The sequence below is a fragment of the uncultured Mailhella sp. genome, from assembly GCF_944324995.1.
GTDB lineage: Bacteria > Desulfobacterota > Desulfovibrionia > Desulfovibrionales > Desulfovibrionaceae > Mailhella.
This window is the reverse complement of sequence record NZ_CALUYL010000034.1, coordinates 1-19,502: the sequence shown is the minus strand read 5'-3', so window position 1 is coordinate 19,502 and position 19,502 is coordinate 1. Positions and strand designations below refer to the sequence as shown.

Genomic DNA, 19,502 nt, shown 5'->3' with positions numbered 1-19,502 from the left:
TCATGATGTTTTGCAAAGCGCGGTCAACTGCCGCGTCTCAATGCGCCGCCTACTTGCCGAGCAGACTTCGCGCATAGGCGTGAATGCCGTTGGCAAGCCCCTGCGCCAGGCGCTGCCTGTGCTTGCTGCTCTTCAGGCGCGACGCTTCCTTCGTGTTGGTGGAGTATCCCAGTTCCACCAGCACGCTGGGCATGGAGGAGCCCACCAGCACGAAAAACGGCGCGCCCTTCACCCCTCCGTCGCGGGTGGAAGCTCCATTTTTTTTCAGATAGCTCAACGTGTTTTTCTGTATGCGGTCCGCCAGACGGCGCGATTCCGTGGTGCGCGCGCCGGTCAGAATTTCCGTGAGTATCTTGTCCATGTCGCCGAGACGCCCGCTGTCGGCGTTTTCCACCGTGGCCAGACGACTCACCGAACTGCTGCGGGCAAAATCCAGAATATAGGTCTCAAGGCCGCTGATGCCGGTATTTTCCGACGCGTTCACGTGAATGGATATGAAAAGATCGCCCTTGTTTCTGCGGCTGAAGGCCACGCGTTCCGACAGCGACACCCATTTGTTGCCCGTGCGGGTGAGATGCACCTTGTAGCCGAGCTTCTCCAGAATGGTCTTCAGACGCCTCGCCACGTCGAGATTGACGTCCTGCTCCACCACGCCGTTGTGCATCGCGCCGGGATCGCGCCCGCCGTGCCCCGGATCAATGATGATGGTGCGCACGGAAAGGCCGAGCTGGGCGGCAAGCCTGTGCGTGCCTGCGCCGCTGGGCGGTCGGCTGACCGTGGTCGTTTCCCTGGCGCCTTCCTTTTGTCCTGCGGGCGCTCGGGCGTTCTTGCCGCTCTTGTCCATCTCCTCGCGGTACTCGGCGGCTATCTTGGCGTGATCGGCGCGAAAATAGCGCCGCGCAATGTGTTCCAGATGCACCCGGGCCTTTTTCTGATCGTTCAGAAGCTCGTTGTACACCACGGCCGCGCGAAAAAGCGCGTCGTCGGCAAGGGCGCTTGCCGGAAACTTCTTTGCCGACTGCTCGTACACGGAAGCCGCCTTGCGGGCGTCCACCGCGGACTTCGTCACCCTGGCCTTTTCCTCAAGGGCCACACCACAGCGAAAAAGCGCGGCAACGCGCAGATTCCATTGAGGATTATTGTCATAGACCTTGAGGAATTCATCGGCGCAGGCCTGCCAGGAATTCGCTCCGGGACTGCCCTTCTGAAGACGGGCAAGCTGCGCCTTGGCCCGTTCGTAATCGGGCGGATTGGCGGCCAGAGCCCCGGCGGACAGGCAGAAAAACAGACAGCAGGCCAGGCAGACGAGAAAAAAGAGGCGGCGTTTCTGGGACATGAAGTAAATACCGAAATTTTTTTCCATTGTTCAGCACACCTGTTCCTCTGTCAATGGAAAAACGTCATTTGTAACAAAAAGCCCGGCGCACAGGCGATTTCAGGAATAAAAAGGCGAAAGAAACGCCCGGCGACGCATCGAATCAAACGCCCTTCCGCCTGATGAACAAAACACATCGCGTTCGGGGAATCCGGCCTTCGGGCGGGCCTTGTCGTGCCGCCGCGCGCCATCCGTCGCGCTGCTCATTCCCCGGCGACAGGCAGGGCTCCGAACGCGACGCGCCGCCCGCGCCGCACCCATCCAGAGCGCCGCGCAACGTAAGCGCACGTCTGCCCCCTCTTGCGCACCGTCGCCCTCCCCTCACCGGATCGCCAGTCGAACTTCCCCTGTCGAATGTTCTTTGCCCGGCTCTCCTGCCCCCCCTGCCGGGCATCCGGCGTCCTCCGCTTTCCCGTCCGGCGGCGTTTCCCGAAGGCCTGTGCCGTGCTTTGCCCCCCTGTTTAGGGCCCGATCATGCAGCGGACAGACGCGACGGCTGCCCGAGCCGCCTGCCGCGCTGCTCATCCCCCGGCGACAGGCAGGCTCAAAACGTGACGCGCAGCCCGAAGGCACTCTCTGACGGCACAAGGAGCAACATGCCCCCCCGCTCCGTTGCCCTCTTCCCGCCGAATCTCCAGCCTGACTTCCCCTGCCGAATTTCCTCTGCCCGGCTCTCCTGCCCCCCCTGCTGGGCGTCCCTTCGGCGTCCTCTGCATTTCCCGTCCGGCGGCGTCCAACGAAGGCTTCTGCCGCGGACGCTTCTGGTCGGCAGCGCGCACACGAGGCATGAGCCGGGCCCGCGCTCTTCCCGAACGGAAGACGAAACCTTTCCCTCTCACATGAAAATCTTCTGAAATTTTTCCGCATGCAGTTTTTTGACTTGACAGAGTCCGGCTTCTTTTATAAAAGACGTCTGTTCGCAACGCGCGGGAGTAACTCAGTGGTAGAGTGCAACCTTGCCAAGGTTGAAGTCGCGGGTTCAAATCCCGTCTCCCGCTCCAGCAAGTCATCATGAAGGCCCGTTTTCTACGGGCCTTTTCTTTTTGCATTCTTCCTTTCCATCCCGCTGCCGCTTCACAACAGACATCGCCTTTTCCGACGGCAGAACAGGTCGCCGCTCCTTTGCGCTTCCATCGGGCCCTTCACGCCGAAAGTCCCGCTGCTTCCGAACACCCTCCGAGCCTGAAAAACGCCCGCGAACCGTCCGGGAGCTGAAAGAACTCCGCGATTCTGCGCGCCTGCTTTTCGGCGCGTAAACCTGATCGCATCTTTCAAACGGCAGTCCTGCAAACTTTCCCGCGCGCAAATCGCGTGAAATAAAAAAGGCAGAGCCCGCAAGCCCTGCCTTTTCGGAACGTTGTTTTCCCCGCCTAATCCTTGTCGCACTCGGCCCGGAACTTCGCCTCTTCCTCCCGCACCAGCCTGAACAGCACGGGACTGAGCAGAAGAATGGCGATAAGGTTGGGGATGGCCATAAGGGCGTTGCAGGTATCGGCCAGCAGCCAGACCAGATTCAGCTTGACGAGAATGCCCACGGGAATGGCGATGCAGTACACCACGCGGAAGGGAATCTGCGCCCTGTCGCCGAAGAAGTAGATGGCGCAGCGTTCGCCGTACACGCACCAGCTCATGGCCGTGGTGAAGGCGAACAGCGAAAGGCACACGGCCACCATGATGCTGCCGATGCCGGGAAGCACGCTTTCAAAGGCGGCCGAGGTCATGGCCGCGCCCTGCTGACCGTCGGTCCATTCGCCGGTGAGCAGCAGCGCAAAGGCGGTAAGGCTGCACACCACGATGGTGTCGACGAAGGTGTCGAGCATGCCGATGGTGGCCTGCGTCATGGGCGAGTTGGTGGAAGCCGCCGCGTGCGCCATGGGCGCGGTGCCGAGTCCGGCCTCGTTGGAAAAGATGCCGCGGGCCATGCCCATGCGGATAGCCAGCATGATGGAAGCGCCGGCCGCGCCGCCCTGCGCCGCCGACGGCGAAAAGGCTTCGCGCAGCACCATGGCGAAAATGCCGGGCACCTGATCAATGTGCAGAACAATGACCACAAGAGACATGGCGGCGTAGCACAGCGCCATGATGGGAACGATGCGTCCGGCCACGCCGGCAATGCGCTTCACGCCGCCGAGCAGCACCACGCTGGAGAGCACGAGCAGCGCCACGGCGGAAATGTAGGGAGAAACGCCGAAGCTCGCCTCAAGCACGCCTCCGATGGCGTTGCTCTGCACCATGGCTCCGGTGCCGATGCAGGCCACGATGCCGAACAGCGCAAAGGCGCTGCCGAGCCACATCCAGCGGGCGCCGAGACCGTTTTTAATGAAGAACATGGCTCCGCCCACCCAGTTTCCGGCGGGGGTGCGCTCGCGATAATGCACGGCAAGCAGCACTTCGCTGAACTTGGTGGCCATGCCCACGAGGGCCGTCATCCACATCCAGAACAGCGCGCCGGGGCCGCCCATGTAGATGGCCGTGGCCACGCCCACGATGTTGCCGGTGCCGATATCTCCGGCAAGGGCCGTCATCAGCGCGTTGAAGGGAGAAATTTCGCCCTTTTCCGAATCCGGACGCCGTCCGGCCCAGGCATGACGAAGGCCGCGGGCAAAGTTGCGGATAGTAAAAAAGCGCAGCCCGATGGTAAGATACAGGCCGGTGCCGAACAGGAGCACCAGCATGCACGGCCCCCATACGAAATTGTTTACAGCGGTAAGCCATTCCAGCATAATGTGACACCTTTGTGAATACATCAATAATTTATCACGATATCACATTATAATGGGAAAAGCAAACAATAAGACGCGCAACATGTTCCTTTTTTGCAAAACAGCCGGCTTTTCCGCCCTGCTCTTCCGACTGACTCCGCCCTGGCCGCGCTCATGCAGAAAACAACGTCGTTGCCTGAAGCCCCGGCAGTTGCCGCTCCCTCTGCCGCCTCAACAAACCCGTGGCTTTCCGGCGCAAATCCTCTCTTCCGCCTTCCCGGCAACGCCCCCTTTTCTCAACAGCCGCAGACGCCGACTCTCTGCCCGTCGCCGTGGTAAATTCTGCTCCCTGCCCCCTAGAGCTGCCGCCCCCTTTCCGTGCCCCTGCCCCCGGCGTACGTTTCCCGCCGAGCCGCCCCGCCCCACAACCGAGTCCGCAGGGTCTCTCCCCCCCCTCTCATGCTCCCGGAGGCTCGCCTAAAAAATAGCCGCGTCGGCAGATGCCGCAGTTCCGCTCCCGCCCCGGTCTGTCCGGCGCGGGCAGGCGGCAAGCCCGGGAAAACGCCCCTCACTCATTCCCCCATGCCGCAAAAGCCGCAAAAAAAAAGACGGCCCGCGCAAAACGCAGACCGTCTGAATGTTCCGCCGCAGCAACGGCGAATACCTGCCGCAAGCCTACTTGTTGGGCGTCAGCTTGTAGCGATAAATTTCATGCACTTCGGACTTGTAGCCCGGATACATGCCCTTGGTCATGCCGAGCACGATGCGGGCGCCGCGGTTCTGATGCACCAGCAGATCGCCGGTGGAAGGATCAACGCACAGACCTTCGATTTCACCCTGCTTGATGGTTTCGGTGAAGGTCTTTTCCAGAATCACGGGCGCGCTGCTCGCGGAAGAAATGTCCACACGGTACAGATGATCGGGTTCGTTGTCGTCGGCCGTGCCGTCGTCGGCGGTCAGGAACAGGGAGCCGTCATAGTAGAACACGCCCTGCACCCACTGCGGCACCGGCTGCAGATGCACCTTGCGCAGATAGTTGCCGTCGAGATCGTATTCATAGAGGTAGCGGCCGGACTCTTCGCCCACCCAGGAGCACATCCACACGGTGCCCTTCACGGGATCCACGGTGATGCCCGAGGTTTCCAGCTGGCCGGAAGCCTCGTTGAACGGGAAGGCGCGCTTGAACTTCAGCGTGTTGGCGTCGTACACGGACACCTGAATGTCCTTGCCCACGCCGTCCATGAAGTTTTCCACGCCGCAGTAGATTTCGCCGTTGTACACGTCGATGTCGCCGAGGTGGTTCACTGCCTTGGTGTAGCCGGTTTCAAAGGGCTTGTCGTTCTTGAGGACAAGTTTGCCGTCCATGTCATACTTGTACAGCACCTTGCTGCAGCTGACGTAGATGTACTTGCCGTCGCATGCGACGCCCTGCCGACCGTCAACCTTCATGACGTCTTTCAGTTCATAGGTGTACTTGGGAGACATGTCCGGTTCCGGCAGAGCACTGGCCTGACCGGCAATGCCGAAAAACATGAAGGCGGCCGCAGCGGAAACAAAAAGTTTGTTCATATACCCTCCTCAGGGTCATCAGGGAGCCTTCCGGCATGGAAAGCTCCTTTGCCGATACAGTAAATCAAACGCCGGGGCATGACAATGGGATATTACGGACGGCGAGTCACATGAATTCTCACGTCGTTTGGCTCCACGCCGACGCCCCTGCACGCAGCCGCGCAGAGCCGATGCAACCGCGCCCCCGAAAAATCTCTCCGGAGGCGCGGCGTTCCGTCGGCAAGGACAAACTCTTTTACGCCGCCTCTCGGAAGCGCAAACGTCAAATCAGCCGCGTTCCGCGTGAATATCGACCGCCACACCTTCCATGAGCGAGCGGGTAATCATGCAGCTCTTCACGATCTTGAGGCAGTGCGCCAGAGTTTCGGCATCGGCGTCGTCCACTTCCACGCGAACGTCCAGATGCACGCGGTTGACGAAGGAAAGGCCGTCGCGCTCTTCCTTCTCCGCGCTGCCCCGGCCCACAATGCGGCGATAGCGCACGCCGCGGGCGAGAAGCGCCGCGTTCATCGAACCGCAGAAGCAGTCCAGCGCCGCGCTGACCAGAAACACTCGCGCCGTGCCCAGACGCTGATCCGGGCTCACGCTGGTATAATCCGCATGGATGTCTTCCAGAAGAGGATGTCCGGTTCTGATCGTAAAGCCGTCCGGAGTATGTTCAAATTCAACAACGTCGCTCATGTCTGCACTCCTTGTGATGAATGTTGACGGCTGGGCTTCGCGAAGCCCGGCCGTCCCCGGCGCGGATTCTTCATCCATGCCGGAAAAATGATGCGTCCTGCGGATTCCTGCGCCGCACCGTGTACGCTGCCGCTCCCCGCAGGACGGCGGAAAATCTCCGGCCCGCTCTCGCGAACCCTGCCCGTCTCCCGGCGAACGCAAATCTCTGCCCGCCCTCACAAGCACGGCATCCGCGCCGCACCTGCGAACACGTCATCCGGTCTGCCACCCCCGCGAACGCAAGCGCCCGAGAGCGACGTTGCAGGAACAGAGAGCTTCCGAGCCCGCGGCAACGGCCGCGACGCTCACGCTTCCGCCTGCGCCGGTCTCGCGCCTGTAAACGCATCTCACAGGCCGCGAGTTCACGCCACACGAACGCCGCCCGCACGCAAGCGCCCGTGAAGGCACCTCCTTCACTCCCGGCAGAGCCGGTACAGCCGCGCAAGAAATGCGGCCCGCGGAATCTCCTCCGCGCCGAGACGCAGCATGTGCGGCGTCGTCTGCTGGCAGTCCACGATTTCCACGCCCCGTTCCCGGAGCCACGCCGTCAGATGCACCACCGCCGCCTTGGAGGCGTCCGGCTGAACATGAAACATGGATTCCCCGAAAAACGCCCGGCCGCACTGCACGCCGTACAGTCCGCCCGCAAGCTCCCCGTTGCTCCACACTTCCACCGAATGCGCATGTCCGAGCTCGTGCAGACGCTCATAGGCCGCCATCATGTCGGGCACTATCCAGGTGCCGTCCTGCCCGGGGCGCGGTATTGCGGCGCAGGCGCGAATGACGCGGCAAAAGCACGCATCCACGGTGAACGTGAAGCGCCCGCTGTTCAGCACCCGGCGAAGACTTCCGCTCACGTGCAGCTTTTCGGGAAAAAGCACGCAGCGCGGATCGGGCGACCACCAGAGTATGGGCGAGCCCTCGCCGTACCACGGAAAAATCCCCCGCGAATAGGCGTACATGAGCCGCTCCGGCGAAAGATCGCCGCCGACCATGAGCAGGCCGTCGTCGCTCGCCTCCCGCACGGGGGGAAACCACAGCGGCCCGCCTTCGGGCATCCAGAACAGAGGGGCCGCCATATCGACTACTGACCGCTCGCCGTAAGCGTAAGATGAGGCGCGTCGGGCGAAGAGGCGTCCACAAGCACCTTGCCGCCCTTCTCCAGCCGTCCGAAGAGCAGAAGTTCCGCAAGCTGATCCTCAACCTCGTTGCGCACCACGCGCTGCAGCGGACGCGCTCCCATGCGCGGATCAAAACCGTGATCGGCCAACCAGTTTCTCGCCGCGTCGGTCAGGGTGAGCGAAACGCGACGGGCGGCCAGACCGGGTTCCAGCGCGGCCATGGTCTTGTCCACGATGCGGCCCATGAGATCCCGGCTCAGGCTGTTGAACGGAATCATGGCGTCGAGGCGGTTGCGGAATTCAGGGCTGAACGTCTGCTCCACCGCTCCGGCGCTGCGGTCCGACGCACTGCTCGTGGAACAGAAGCCCACGGGAGCCTGTTCCATTTCACGCGCGCCGGCGTTGGTGGTCATGATGAGCACCACGTTGCGGAAATCCGCCTTGCGGCCGGTGTTGTCGGTGAGGGTGGCGTAGTCCATCACCTGCAAAAGCACGTTGTAGATGTCGGGATGGGCCTTTTCCACTTCGTCGAGCAGCAGCACGGCATGAGGCGTCTTGCGTATGGCCTCGGTGAGAAGACCGCCCTGCTCGAAGCCCACGTAGCCGGGAGGCGAACCGATGAGACGGGCGACCGCGTGCTTTTCCATGTACTCGCTCATGTCGAAGCGCACGAAGGACACTTCCAGAAGATCGGCGAGCGCCTTGGCAAGCTCGGTCTTGCCCACGCCCGTGGGGCCGTGGAACAAAAACGACGCCGTAGGCCGGTTTTCCCGGCTCAGGCCCGCGCGGGAACGCAGAATGGCGCGCACCACGGCGTCCACAGCCTGATCCTGACCGAACACCCGGGCGCGCAGATCGTCTCCGAGCGTCTGCAGACGCTCCTTTTCGCCGCGGGTCACGCTTCGTGCGGGAATGCCCGCCATGCGGGCCACCACGCGTTCGATGTCCTGCACGGACACGCCCGCGCCGCGACGGAATCCGGGCTTCAGGGTTGCCGCGGCTCCGGCCTCGTCCATGACGTCGATGGCCTTGTCCGGCAGAAGCCTGTCCTGAATGTAGCGCGCGGAAAGTTCCACCGCGGCCTGCACGGCTCCCTTGGAGTAGCGCACGCCGTGAAATTTCTCATAGCGCTCCTGAAGGCCCCGCAGGATGGCCAGACAATCCTCTTCCGAAGGCTCCTTCACGTCGATGCACTGGAAACGACGGCTCAGGGCTCTGTCCTTCTCAAAATGATTGCGGTACTCCTCGTGCGTGGTGGAGCCGATGCAGCGCAGTTCGCCCGCGGCAAGCACGGGCTTGAGCAGATTGGAGGCGTCCATGGAGCCGCCGCTCGTGGCTCCCGCGCCCACGATGGTGTGAATTTCGTCGATGAAGAGAATGGAGCCGGGCTTCTGCTTGAGCTCGTTCACCACGTCCTTAATGCGGGCCTCGAAGTCGCCGCGATACTTGGAGCCGGCCAGCAGCGCGCCGAGATCCAGCGCATAGACGGACAGCGAACGAAAGGCGCGCGGCACGTCGCCCTGCGCAATCTTGTAGGCCAGCCCCTCGGCAATGGCCGTCTTGCCCGTGCCGGGCTCGCCCACCAGCAGAGGATTGTTCTTGCGTCTGCGGGAAAGCACTTCCAAAAGACGCGCCACCTCGCTTTCGCGGCCGACCAAGGGATCGATGCGGCCCTGCTTGGCCTTTTCCACCAGATCCACGGCATAGCGCTCCAGCGCCGAGGCCTGCGGAGCCTCGTCCTCTTTATCCGAAGGCGCGCTGCTGCGCCGCTGCGCCGCCTGACGCAGAATCTCCGGCAGCTCGTGGGAAAGAAATTCCAGCACGCGCAGGCGGTCTATGCCCTGCTTGCGCAGATAGAACACGGCCCAGCAGTCCGGCTCCTCGAACATGGAGGCGAGCACGTCGCCCACGTCGGTGTCGCGGCGGCCCGACGACTGCACGTGCGCCACCGCGCGCTCCAGCACGCGTTCCAGCGATTCGGTCTGCATCACTTCGCTCTCGGGCGCGGGCTGCTCCGGCCCCACGGCCGGAAGATACCGGGAAAGATAATCCTCAAGCTGATGACGCAGCGCGGGAAGGTCGGCGCCGCATCCTTTGAGTATGACACGACCGAGCTGCTCGCGAGTCATGGCCAGCAGAAGATGTTCCACGGTAAGACATTCGTGGCGACGCGAACGCATCTCCATAACGGCCAGCGCCAGCGTCTGCATCAAAGAACGTGCCATCATCAGCGGATACCTCTTTTTTCTGGAAACATTCCTTTATTGTACCTGCGCGAAACGGAGATTGCAAGCTGTGGGGGCGCATGTTTCCGCGATGCAACATTATTTAACATTCGCGCCGGAGATCAACAACGCCTCTGCAACGCGAAGCGGCGATGCAACGCCCCGTCAGATCTCAGAAAGAGTCGCACCGCTCGACCAGAGCTGCGGCGGGCCCGGAGACCTTTCGGTGACGCCGGGCTTTTTCCGGGCCTTTGCAACAGGGCGGGCGCAAATGCCGCGAAGAGACGGCAGATTCCGCCTCACCCCGCGCCGCTCGAAGACGCGCGCCGCTCTTGCAGCGCCGAACGCCCCCGGAGCTTCCGTCCGCAGGCACGGCGCAACGCGACGCTTCGGCGGCTTTTGCCGCGCCCCGTCACTCTCTTCGGCAAGGCCCTGACGGAATCGTCTGTCCGGCTTCGGCAGCCCCGGAAACCTTTCGGAGACACCGGGGCGTTCCGGGCGCAGAGTCCCCCTCGCCGCTTGCAGGCAGCGCCTCTTGAAGCATGCGGGGCTTCCGCGCGCAGAGCGCCCCTTCCGGGCACGGACGAAAAACGGCGGCGCAACACGCGACCGCCGTTTCAAGCGCTATTCCTTTTCCATGGTGCAGCGCAGGGGGAACCCGGCATGCTGAGCCCTCGTCGCCACCTGCGTCACCCGGAATTCGGCTATTTCCTTCGGATACACCCCGCACACGCCCATGCCCTTCTGATGCACGGACATCATGATGGTCACAGACTCTTCCTGCGTCTTGTGGAACACCTCTTCCAGAATTTTGACGACGAAATCCATGGTGGTGTAGTCGTCGTTGTGAAGAAGCACCCGGTACATGGCCGGTTCCTTCAGTTCGTCTTCCAGAGTGACGCCCGACTCGGTGCCGGACATGCCTTCGGTGTAGTCCTGACTCATGTCGTTATTCTCCCTTGCCGTCGACTTCCGCTTTCAGGGCGTCGGTCTGCGCCTGTGCGGCAAGCGCCTCGATCATGTCCTCGATTTCGCCGTCCATGAAGCGGTCGAGGGAATACATGGTAAGGTTGATGCGGTGATCGGTCACGCGGCCCTGCGGAAAGTTGTAGGTGCGGATGCGTTCCGAACGGTCGCCGGAACCCACCTGGGAACGACGTTCCGCGGCTTCGGAAGCGTGCTGCTTTTCCTGTTCCGCCTGAAGGATGCGCGAAGCGAGCACCTTCATGGCGCGGGCCTTGTTCTTGTGCTGGGAACGCTCGTCTTCGCACGTGACCACGATGCCCGTGGGAATGTGCGTGATGCGCACGGCCGATTCCGTCTTGTTGACGTGCTGGCCGCCCGCGCCGGACGCGCGGTACACGTCGATGCGCAGATCTTCGGGGCGCAGATTCACGTCCACTTCCTCAGCTTCGGGCATGACGGCCACGGTGGCGGCCGACGTGTGGATGCGGCCCTGCGATTCGGTGGCGGGCACGCGCTGCACGCGGTGGGTGCCGGATTCGTAGCGCAGGCGGCTGTACACTCTCTTGCCGGAGACCAAGGCGATCACTTCCTTGTAGCCGCCGGAATCGGTGGGCATTTCGGAAATGATTTCCACCTTCCAGTGCTGAAGTTCGGCATAGCGGCAGTACATGTGGAAGAGGTCGGCGGCAAAGAGGGCCGCTTCTTCGCCGCCGGTGCCGGCGCGCACTTCGAGCACGGTGTTCTTTTCATCCAGCGGATCAGGCGGCAGCAGCATGAGGCGCAGCTTGTGCTCGCGTTCGGGCAGCTCCTTCTCGATGCGGTGAATTTCTTCCTGCGCCATCTCGCGGATCTCGTGATCCTCGTCGTTCAGAAGCTCCTTGTTTTCCTCAAGCTGTTTCTGGAGATCGCGATATTCGCGAAAGGCAAGCACCACGGGTTCCACGTCGGCGCGGGCCTTGGCGATCTTGCGGTACTGTTCAGGGTCGGACAGAACCGCAGGATCGGCCATGTTCTGTTCCAGCTCCTCATAGCGTTTTTCCAGACTTTCCAGTTTAGCAAACATAGTCACTCCATCACGATAGGGTCGGGGGATTCAAAGCGGCCGGCATAGGGGCTGTCCGGGCCCAGCGCCTCGCGCAGCGCGACCACGGCGACTTCAAGCTGATCGTCGTCGGGTTCCCGCGTGGTGAGAAGCTGAAGAAAAAGCCCCGGAGCGCGCAGAAGGCCGCCCCAGAAGCCGTTTTTCAGCGTGGCCGCATAGCGGATGATTTCATAGGCCAGCGCGCTGACCGGCGCGATCAGCAGTATTTTGAAGCACACGATGCCCGCATGACGCACCACGGGCGAGGCGGGGTCCCACACGAGCAGAAGCAGGGGAACCAGCACCGCGTGAAGCACGATGGCCACGGACAAAACAAAAAGAAGGAAGGTCGTGCCGCAGCGCGGATGCAGCCTGCTGCACGCGCGGGCCGTGGCCGCCGTGACCATGCCGCCCTTCTCAAAGGCGTGAATGGTCTTGTGTTCCGCGCCGTGATACTGGAACACGCGGCGGATGTCGGGCATGAAGGATATGGCGACAATGTACCCGATGAACATGAGAAATTTGAAAACGCCGTCCCAGAGATGGAAGGAAATTCCATTCATGTCGCCGGAAAGGCCGAGCTCTTCCATGCCGAGGGCCAGAAGATGCGGCGCCGCCACGAAGAGCACCACGGCCGCGCCGAGGGCCATGAGCAGCGTGAGCGCCACCTGTCCGCGGGACATGGGAGAGGAATCGTCGTCGCCCATGGAAAGGTCGGCGGAACGGTTGAGCGCCCGCACGCCGTTGGACAGCGTTTCCACCAGAATGGGGAATCCGCGCAGAAAGCGCACGGAACGCAGTCCCTGCGGCCCCATGGTGCGCCACCGCCGGCTCTCCACGGAAATGGAGCCGGAAGGACGACGCACGGCCAGCGCGTAGGACGCGCCGTTTCTCATGAGCACGCCTTCCATGACGGCCTGACCGCCCACCAGAGGCAGCGCGCAGCTCTCGGACGCAAGCGCGAGGCAGCGCAGAAGGGAACGAACCATTTTCATGCCATATCCTGAAAAAACTCTCCCGCAAACGCGGGGTGAAGGCGCCCCGGAAAACACCGGAAAAACGCCCGTGCGCCGCCGAAAAACGCAGAACATCTGCGCGCCCTGCGCCCTCGCGCCGGCGGCCGGCGCGCCCGTTTCCGCAAAACGCGGCGGATGCGGCGAAGGCTTCATCGGCAATCCGAACGCCCGAAAAAAGGGCCTTCGGAGCCTGCCGGAGCGCAAGGCTCCAAACTCAAAAACCTCCCCAGGAAAGCCTGGGGAGGTTCCGCTCATTCCCGGCTCGATACGACGCCGGAACCAGCGTTACTTTGCGAATTTGGCGTACTTCTTGCGGAAGCGGTCAATGCGGCCGGCGGTATCGACGAAGCGCTGCTTGCCGGTGAAGAAAGGATGGCAGGCGGAGCAGATTTCCACATGCACGGTTTCGCCCTTGGTGGAGAGAACTTCCACAACATTGCCGCAGGCGCAGACAAGCTTGGCCTTGTAAACTTTGGGATGGATGCCTTCTTTCATGGTACACTCCTCAGATGATTTGCGGACCCACGGGTACGCCCATACCCACCTTGGTAGGCGGACAGTCGCCTAGTCGCCCGATTTACCGCAGCGTTGAAGATTCAAGTCGGAGAACCCTACTTCTTTTTTCGCGGATAGTCCAGTGTTTTCCCGCTTCATTTTCTCGTGAACGACTCCGACGCTCTGGACGAGCGCGCCCGTAAGGGCTATACCTTGCCCATGCGTTATTATCCTCTGTTTCTGAGTCTTGCCGACGCCCGCTGTCTCGTGGTGGGCGCAGGCCCCGTGGGACGGCGAAAAATCGCCGATCTTCTCTCGTGCGGTCCGGCCGAGCTTCTGGCGGTCGATCCCGCGCTCGACGAAGCGGCGCTCCGGCAGGCCCTCGACGGACAGGACGCCGCACCCCTTCGCGCGGAAAAGCGGGCCTTTCGCCCGGAAGACGTGGAAGGACGCGCCCTTGTGTTTGCGGCCACGCCTTCGGCGGCGGTCAATTCGGCCATCGCAAGGCTGTGCCGCGCCTGCGGCGTGCCGTGCAACGTGGCCGGGCCTCTGGAAGACGGCGTTTCCGGCACGTTTCTGGTTCCCGCCCATCTGGAGGACGGCCCCATCACCCTCGCGCTCTCCACGGGCGGATGCAGCCCCGCGCTCGCCCGCGCCCTGAAGGAAGACCTCAGGCAGTGGATACAGGGCGGCTACGCCCCGCTCGCGCTTCTTCTGAAAAAACTGCGTCCCCGGCTCATCGCCCTCGGTCTCGGCAGCAGCGCCGACGCCGACGTGTTCCGCGCGCTGTGCGCCCGTCCCCTGCGCGACGAGCTCATGGACGCCCTCGCCCGCAAGGACTCCGGCAGGCTTGCCGATCTGCTGCGCCCCGTGCTTCCGGACGCTCTTTCCCCTTCCCTTGAGGAGATTATCCATGAACTGGACTGACATTCCCTCCTATCTGTGCCTCGCCATTTACGCCCTGGCCACCGTGGCCTCGCTGGCCGGCGTGCTCGGCCGCTCCCCCCGGGTGAAGAAAACGGCCGGTCTGCTCTGCGTTGCGGGCTTTGCCCTGCACACGCTGTGGCTTCTCATCAGCATTGCGGACGGCTCGTTCAGCGCCGTGTCGCGCGGCTTCTACCTGCTGCCGCTCTCCTGGATTCTGGCTCTCGCCGGTCTGCTGGTGGCGCGTCGCCAGCACATGGACATCGCCCTGCACTTCGTGGCTCCGTGGGCCTTCTTTCTCGGCGCGTGCGCGCTGGGCTTCTCCGGCACGCCGGGTTCCCTGCCGCTGGTCGGGCCGCTCTTCATTCTGCACCTTGCCGCCATCTTCGTGGGCGTGGGCGTCATGGCCGTGGCCGCGGGCGCGGGCGCGCTCTTCCTCTGGCAGGAGAGCGCCATCAAGCACAAGACCCCGCTCGACGGCTTCCGCAAGGATCTGCCCGCCCTCGGCGCGCTCGACAAGGTGAACGCCATGGCCACCCTCGTGGGCTTTCCCTGCTACACCCTCGGCGTGCTGTGCGGCCTGCTCTGGGCCCGCATCAGCTGGGGCAGCTTCATGAGCGGCGATTTCAAGGAATGGATCTCCTTCATCATTCTCGCCCTCTACGCCCTGCTCTTTCATCAGCGTCAGGCTCTCGGCTGGCGCGGACGCAAACCCGCCATTCTGGCGCTCGTCATCTTTGCCGCCTCGCTGTTCTCCATGTTCGTGGTGAACACCGTTCTCTCCACGCAGCACGGTTTCTAAACCCCGCCGCCTCCCCGGCACAACACAGCGCGCCACACCTTTTTCTTTCAGGAACATCATGAACAGCACCATACACCTCATCGGCATCAACCACCGCACCGCGGCGGTGGAAGTGCGCGAAAAGTTCGCGCTCACCAATTTCTGCTCTCCCGAAACCTGGGCCATTCCCACCACCAACGGCATCAGCGAATCGCTCATCCTCTCCACCTGCAACCGCGTGGAAGTGCTCGTGGTGGGCGAAGGCGACACGCCCCGCCAGCGCGCCCTGGAATGCTGGGCCAAGGCCCGCGGCAGAACCGTGGAAGAGCTCGAACCCTACCTCTATCAGTACAAGAACGACGAAGCCATCCGCCACCTGTTCAACGTGGCCTCCAGTCTGGATTCCCTCGTGCTCGGCGAACCGCAGATTCTCGGTCAGCTCAAGGCCGCCTACCGCAAGGCCACCCAGAGCCACTGCGCCGGAACCATCATCAACCGCCTGCTGCACAAGGCCTTTTCCGTGGCCAAGAGAGTCAGATCGGAAACGGGCGTGGCCTCCAGCGCGGTATCCATCAGCTACGCCGCCGTGGAGCTCGCCAAGCAGATTTTCGACGACATGAGCCGCCACAACGCCCTCATCATCGGCGCGGGCGAAATGGCGGAACTTGCCGCCCTGCACCTCAAGCAGGCCGGCGTGAAGCGCATCCGCGTGGCCAACCGCACCTTCGCCCGGGCCGAAGAGCTGGCCCACAGACTCGGCGGCGAAGCCGTGCCCTTCGATCAGCTCTTCGACCACCTCGTGGACACCGACATCGTCATCAGCTCCACCGGCGCACCCGACGCCATCATTCACGAAGAGGAAATGCGCGACGTGCTGAAAAAGCGCAAGAACCGCCCCATGTTCCTCATCGACATCGCCATGCCCCGCGACATCGCCCCCTCGGTGAACACGCTGGACAACATCTATCTCTACGACATCGACGATCTCAAGGAAGTGGTGGAGGAACACATTGCCGAGCGCCGCAAGGAAGCCGTGCGCGCCCGCGCCATCGTGGACGAAGAAACCGCCGCCTTCCATCAGTGGATCGAGTCGCTCACGCTCCAGCCCACCATCGTGGCGCTCGTGGAGCGCGGTCAGCGCATCATGGAAGAGGAACTCGCCAAAACGCTGCACCGCCTCGGCCCCGTGGACGACGCCACCCGCGAGGCGCTCCAGATCATGGCCGACTCGCTGGTGCGCCGCTTCAATCACGAGCCCATCTCCTTCATGAAGGACCGCTTCCACGAAGCCGCCAACCCCGAATACACCATGCAGGCCGTGGACACCGTGCGGCGCGTCTTCAACCTGAAATAGTTCGCGGCTCCGCCGCCGCAAAAGAGCCCCGGCCCCTTTTCGGACCGGGGCTTTCTGCTGCGCTTCAGCCCGGAGACAGGCAGAGCGCGGGCACGCTTCCGGCGCATGAATCCGCTGCGCCTGCGAGAACCGTCGGCCTGCGCTGTCCTGCCTGCGCTGTTCTGTCTGCCGACGTTCCCCGCGACTGCGCGGAAGCTGATTCCGCAGCTCGGAAAGCAGAGCCCCGCCCTTTTCTGCGCCTGCGCAAAAAACGCTGTTGTCGATGCCGCCCGCGGCAAGACCCGGCGAGGGGCCGCGCGCCCGTGCAACGCCGCCGCTCCGGCTGCCGCGAGGCTCCTCACTCCCCGCGCCGCGCTCTCATCTCCGCAACATCGGGGCGGCATGGGCGCGTTTTCCCCTCCCTCCGCGTCGGCAAGGCCGCTCTCCTTCGCCGGACAGGCTCCGAACAGAATTAAATTGAGCGCTCAATCAATTTTTCTGAAACATCATTTTTTCATAATATAACAACGTATTACACCAATCATCCTTCCGCAGTGCGCGCCGAACTCCGGGGCCGGGCTCTTGACTCATTTCATGAGCTCATTACACTGAGCAGACGTATCTGCCCCGCCAGAGGCGTTTCTTTTCCGGCTGAATTTCTCTATGTGAAGGAGTTTTCCCCATGGCACGCACGCTTTTCGTCACCGCTCTTGCGGCGAATTCCGGCAAGGCCGACGCCGTCGCCGGACTGATGGATCTCGTCAAGGGTTCCGCCAAGGCCCCGGTTCTGTTCCGTCCCGTTCCCTGCCTCAAGACCGCCCTTGAGCTCATCAACGGCGGCAAGTGCAACGAACTCGTTGATTCCGTTCTCGCCGCTTACAAGGAAGCCGCCGCCAACGCCGACTTCGTGCTCTGCGAAGGCACCGACTTCACCGGCAAAAGCGCCGCGTTTGAAAACGCCCTGAACACCTGCGTGGCCGCCAACATGGGCGCTCCCGTGGTGCTCGCCCTCTCCGGCGAAGGCTGCTCCCCCGCCGAAGTCGCCGCCACCGTCACCACCTTCCAGTGCCAGATGAAGGAACAGTGCGTGGAACTGCTCGGCGTGTTCCTCTCCGGCATGAGCGAAGAAGACGAAAAGGCCGTGGCCGCGTATTTCTCCTTCCCCGTGAGCAGCAAGGCCGCCGACTTCGCTTCCATCCTCGATTCCTGCAACGGCCACATCACGCCCCGCCTCTTTGAATTCGGCCTCATCGAACAGGCTCAGAAGCATCCCATGCGCATCGTGCTGCCCGAAGGCGAAGAAGACCGCCTCATCAAGGCTGCCGCCATTCTCCTTCAGCGCAAGGTGGCCGAAATCATCCTGCTCGGCGATCCCGAAAAGATTCACGCCCGCGCCGCGGAACTTTCCGTGAGCGTGGACGGCGCGCAGATCATCAATCCCGTGACCGCCCCCGACTTTGAAGACTTCGCGGAAACCTACGCGCAGCTTCGCGCCAAGAAGGGCGTCACCATCGAGCAGGCCCGCGAAAAGATGGCCGACAACACCTACTACGGCACCATGATGATCTACAAGGAAAAGGCCGACGGCATGGTTTCCGGCGCGGTGAACACCACCGCCCACACCGTGCGCCCCGCCCTTGAATTCATCAAGACCAAGCCCACGGCCTCCATCGTGTCCAGCGCCTTCTTCGTCTGCCTCAAGGACCGCGTGAACACCTACGGCGACTGCGCCATCAACCTTGATCCCGATCCCGAACAGCTGGCCACCATCGCCGTGACCACCGCCGAAACCGCCGCCGCCTTCGGCCTCGAACCCCGCGTGGCCATGCTCTCCTACTCCACCGGCAATTCCGGCAAGGGCCCCACCGTGGACAAGGTGAAGGAAGCCACCCGCCTCGCCAGGGAAAAGGCTCCTGAACTTCTCATCACCGGCCCCATCCAGTACGACGCCGCCGTGGACGCCGCCACCGCCAAGACCAAGATGCCCGGCGATCCCGTGGCCGGTCGCGCGAGCGTGTTCATCGTGCCCGACATCAACACCGGCAACAACCTCTACAAGGCCGTGCAGCGCTCCGCCCACGCCGTGGCCATCGGCCCCGTGCTTCAGGGCCTGCGCAAGCCCGTCAACGATCTGTCCCGCGGCTGCACCGTGCCGGACATCGTCAACACCGTTGCCATCACCGCTATCCAGGCTCAGGCCGAAAAGGGACTCAAATAATGGTCAAGAAAATTCTCGTCATCAACGGCGGCAGCTCCTCCTTCAAGTATCAGGTTCTCGAAAAGGAAACCGAACGCCGCCTCTGCCAGGGCCTCGTGGAACGCATCGGCTCCCCCGACAGCATGCTCACCCACAAGCGCTTCACCGCCGACGGCAAAACCGAAAAGTTTGAATATCCCGGCAACTACGACACCCATGCCGCCGGCATGGCCAAGGTGGCCGAAGTGCTCATGAAGCATGAACTCGGCGGCGTCATCGACGATCCGGCCGAAATCGTGGTCATCGGTCATCGCGTGCTCATGGGCGGACCCGACTATCAGGAAGCGCTCGTCACCGAGGAAGTGAAGCAGGTCATCCGCGACTACATTCCCCTCGGACCGCTGCACAACCCCGCCAACCTCACCGGCATTGAAGCCATGGAAAAGCTGTTCCCCGGCGTGCCCAACGTGGCCGTCTTCGACACCGGCTTCCATGCCACCATGCCCGACTACGCCTACACCTACGCCCTGCCCAAGGAACTCACCAAGAAGTACAACATCCGCCGCTACGGCTTCCACGGCACCTCCCATCGCTTCGTGTCCAAGGCCGGCGCCGCCCTGCTCGGCAAGAAGCCTTCCGAAGTGAACGTCATCGTGTGCCATCTCGGCAACGGCAGCTCCGTGTCCGCCGTGCGCGCCGGCAAGTGCGTGGACACCAGCATGGGCCTCACCCCCCTGCAGGGCCTCGTCATGGGCACCCGCTGCGGCGACATCGACCCCGCCATCGTTCCCTTCCTCATGAAGAACGAAGGCTTCACCCCCGATGAAATCGACACCCTCATGAACAAGAAGTCCGGCTTCCTCGGCCTCTGCGGCAAGAGCGACAGCCGCGACATCGAAGCCGGCGTGGAAGCGGGCGATCCCGACTGCATCCTCACCTTCAACACGCAGTGCTACTCCGTGAAGAAGTACATCGGCGCGTACATGGCCGCCCTCGG

15 protein-coding genes and 1 tRNA gene are annotated in these 19,502 nt (G+C 62.8%); 6 read left to right on the top strand and 10 right to left on the bottom strand.

The annotated features are described in order from the left end of the window. Positions 1-49: 49 nt before the first annotated feature. The gene (locus Q0K02_RS11645) at positions 50-1,363 is read right to left on the bottom strand and encodes an N-acetylmuramoyl-L-alanine amidase (RefSeq protein WP_294489077.1); all 1,314 of its coding nucleotides are present in this window, start codon (positions 1,361-1,363) and stop codon (positions 50-52) included. 938 nt (positions 1,364-2,301) lie between these two features. On the opposite strand from Q0K02_RS11645, the gene Q0K02_RS11640 reads away from it, so the two are divergent. Continuing rightward, positions 2,302-2,376, top strand: a tRNA-Gly gene (locus Q0K02_RS11640). Between the two features lie 369 nt (positions 2,377-2,745). Here the strand turns inward: Q0K02_RS11640 and Q0K02_RS11635 are convergent. The 9 genes from Q0K02_RS11635 to rpmE form a co-directional block, all read right to left on the bottom strand. Then, the gene (locus tag Q0K02_RS11635; RefSeq protein WP_294489075.1) at positions 2,746-4,098 is read right to left on the bottom strand and encodes a sodium:alanine symporter family protein; all 1,353 of its coding nucleotides are present in this window, start codon (positions 4,096-4,098) and stop codon (positions 2,746-2,748) included. A 654-nt stretch (positions 4,099-4,752) separates the two neighbouring features. Then, a complete protein-coding gene (locus Q0K02_RS11630) occupies positions 4,753-5,646 on the bottom strand; it encodes a hypothetical protein (protein ID WP_294489073.1) in 894 nt (297 codons plus the stop codon). Positions 5,647-5,913: 267 nt separating this feature from the next. Next, positions 5,914-6,327: an OsmC family protein gene (locus Q0K02_RS11625; protein ID WP_294489070.1), complete on the bottom strand. Its 414-nt coding sequence runs from the start codon at positions 6,325-6,327 to the stop codon at positions 5,914-5,916. A gap of 452 nt (positions 6,328-6,779) precedes the next feature. After that, complete coding sequence (aat, locus tag Q0K02_RS11620) at positions 6,780-7,445, bottom strand: leucyl/phenylalanyl-tRNA--protein transferase (RefSeq protein WP_294489068.1); 666 nt, start codon at positions 7,443-7,445, stop codon at positions 6,780-6,782. Between the two features lie 5 nt (positions 7,446-7,450). After that, positions 7,451-9,715, bottom strand: coding sequence for an ATP-dependent Clp protease ATP-binding subunit ClpA (gene clpA / locus Q0K02_RS11615; protein ID WP_294489066.1), 2,265 nt, complete (start codon positions 9,713-9,715; stop codon positions 7,451-7,453). A 621-nt stretch (positions 9,716-10,336) separates the two neighbouring features. Next, the gene (gene clpS / locus Q0K02_RS11610) at positions 10,337-10,657 is read right to left on the bottom strand and encodes an ATP-dependent Clp protease adapter ClpS (RefSeq protein WP_294489065.1); all 321 of its coding nucleotides are present in this window, start codon (positions 10,655-10,657) and stop codon (positions 10,337-10,339) included. Between the two features lie 4 nt (positions 10,658-10,661). Continuing rightward, positions 10,662-11,741: a peptide chain release factor 1 gene (gene prfA / locus Q0K02_RS11605; protein WP_294489063.1), complete on the bottom strand. Its 1,080-nt coding sequence runs from the start codon at positions 11,739-11,741 to the stop codon at positions 10,662-10,664. 2 nt (positions 11,742-11,743) lie between these two features. Next, positions 11,744-12,748, bottom strand: coding sequence for a DUF1385 domain-containing protein (locus Q0K02_RS11600; protein ID WP_363315684.1), 1,005 nt, complete (start codon positions 12,746-12,748; stop codon positions 11,744-11,746). A gap of 312 nt (positions 12,749-13,060) precedes the next feature. Beyond that, positions 13,061-13,270, bottom strand: coding sequence for a 50S ribosomal protein L31 (gene rpmE, locus Q0K02_RS11595; RefSeq protein ID WP_077073051.1), 210 nt, complete (start codon positions 13,268-13,270; stop codon positions 13,061-13,063). 165 nt (positions 13,271-13,435) lie between these two features. On the opposite strand from rpmE, the gene Q0K02_RS11590 reads away from it, so the two are divergent. From Q0K02_RS11590 to Q0K02_RS11570, 5 genes are all read left to right on the top strand, one after another. After that, positions 13,436-14,197, top strand: coding sequence for a bifunctional precorrin-2 dehydrogenase/sirohydrochlorin ferrochelatase (locus tag Q0K02_RS11590; RefSeq protein ID WP_294489061.1), 762 nt, complete (start codon positions 13,436-13,438; stop codon positions 14,195-14,197). Continuing rightward, complete coding sequence (ccsA, locus tag Q0K02_RS11585) at positions 14,184-14,996, top strand: cytochrome c biogenesis protein CcsA (protein WP_294489058.1); 813 nt, start codon at positions 14,184-14,186, stop codon at positions 14,994-14,996. Before Q0K02_RS11590 ends, ccsA begins: the two co-directional genes overlap by 14 nt. 58 nt (positions 14,997-15,054) lie before the next feature. Further along, positions 15,055-16,329 carry a glutamyl-tRNA reductase gene (gene hemA / locus Q0K02_RS11580; protein ID WP_294489056.1) on the top strand — a complete coding sequence of 425 codons (1,275 nt, stop codon included), beginning with the start codon at positions 15,055-15,057 and terminating at the stop codon, positions 16,327-16,329. Positions 16,330-16,990: 661 nt separating this feature from the next. Beyond that, positions 16,991-18,526, top strand: coding sequence for a phosphate acetyltransferase (gene pta / locus Q0K02_RS11575; protein WP_294489053.1), 1,536 nt, complete (start codon positions 16,991-16,993; stop codon positions 18,524-18,526). Next, positions 18,526-19,502, top strand: a 977-nt coding sequence (locus tag Q0K02_RS11570; protein ID WP_294489050.1) for an acetate kinase, incomplete at its 3' end; no start/stop codon positions are given. The genes pta and Q0K02_RS11570, both read left to right, overlap by 1 nt.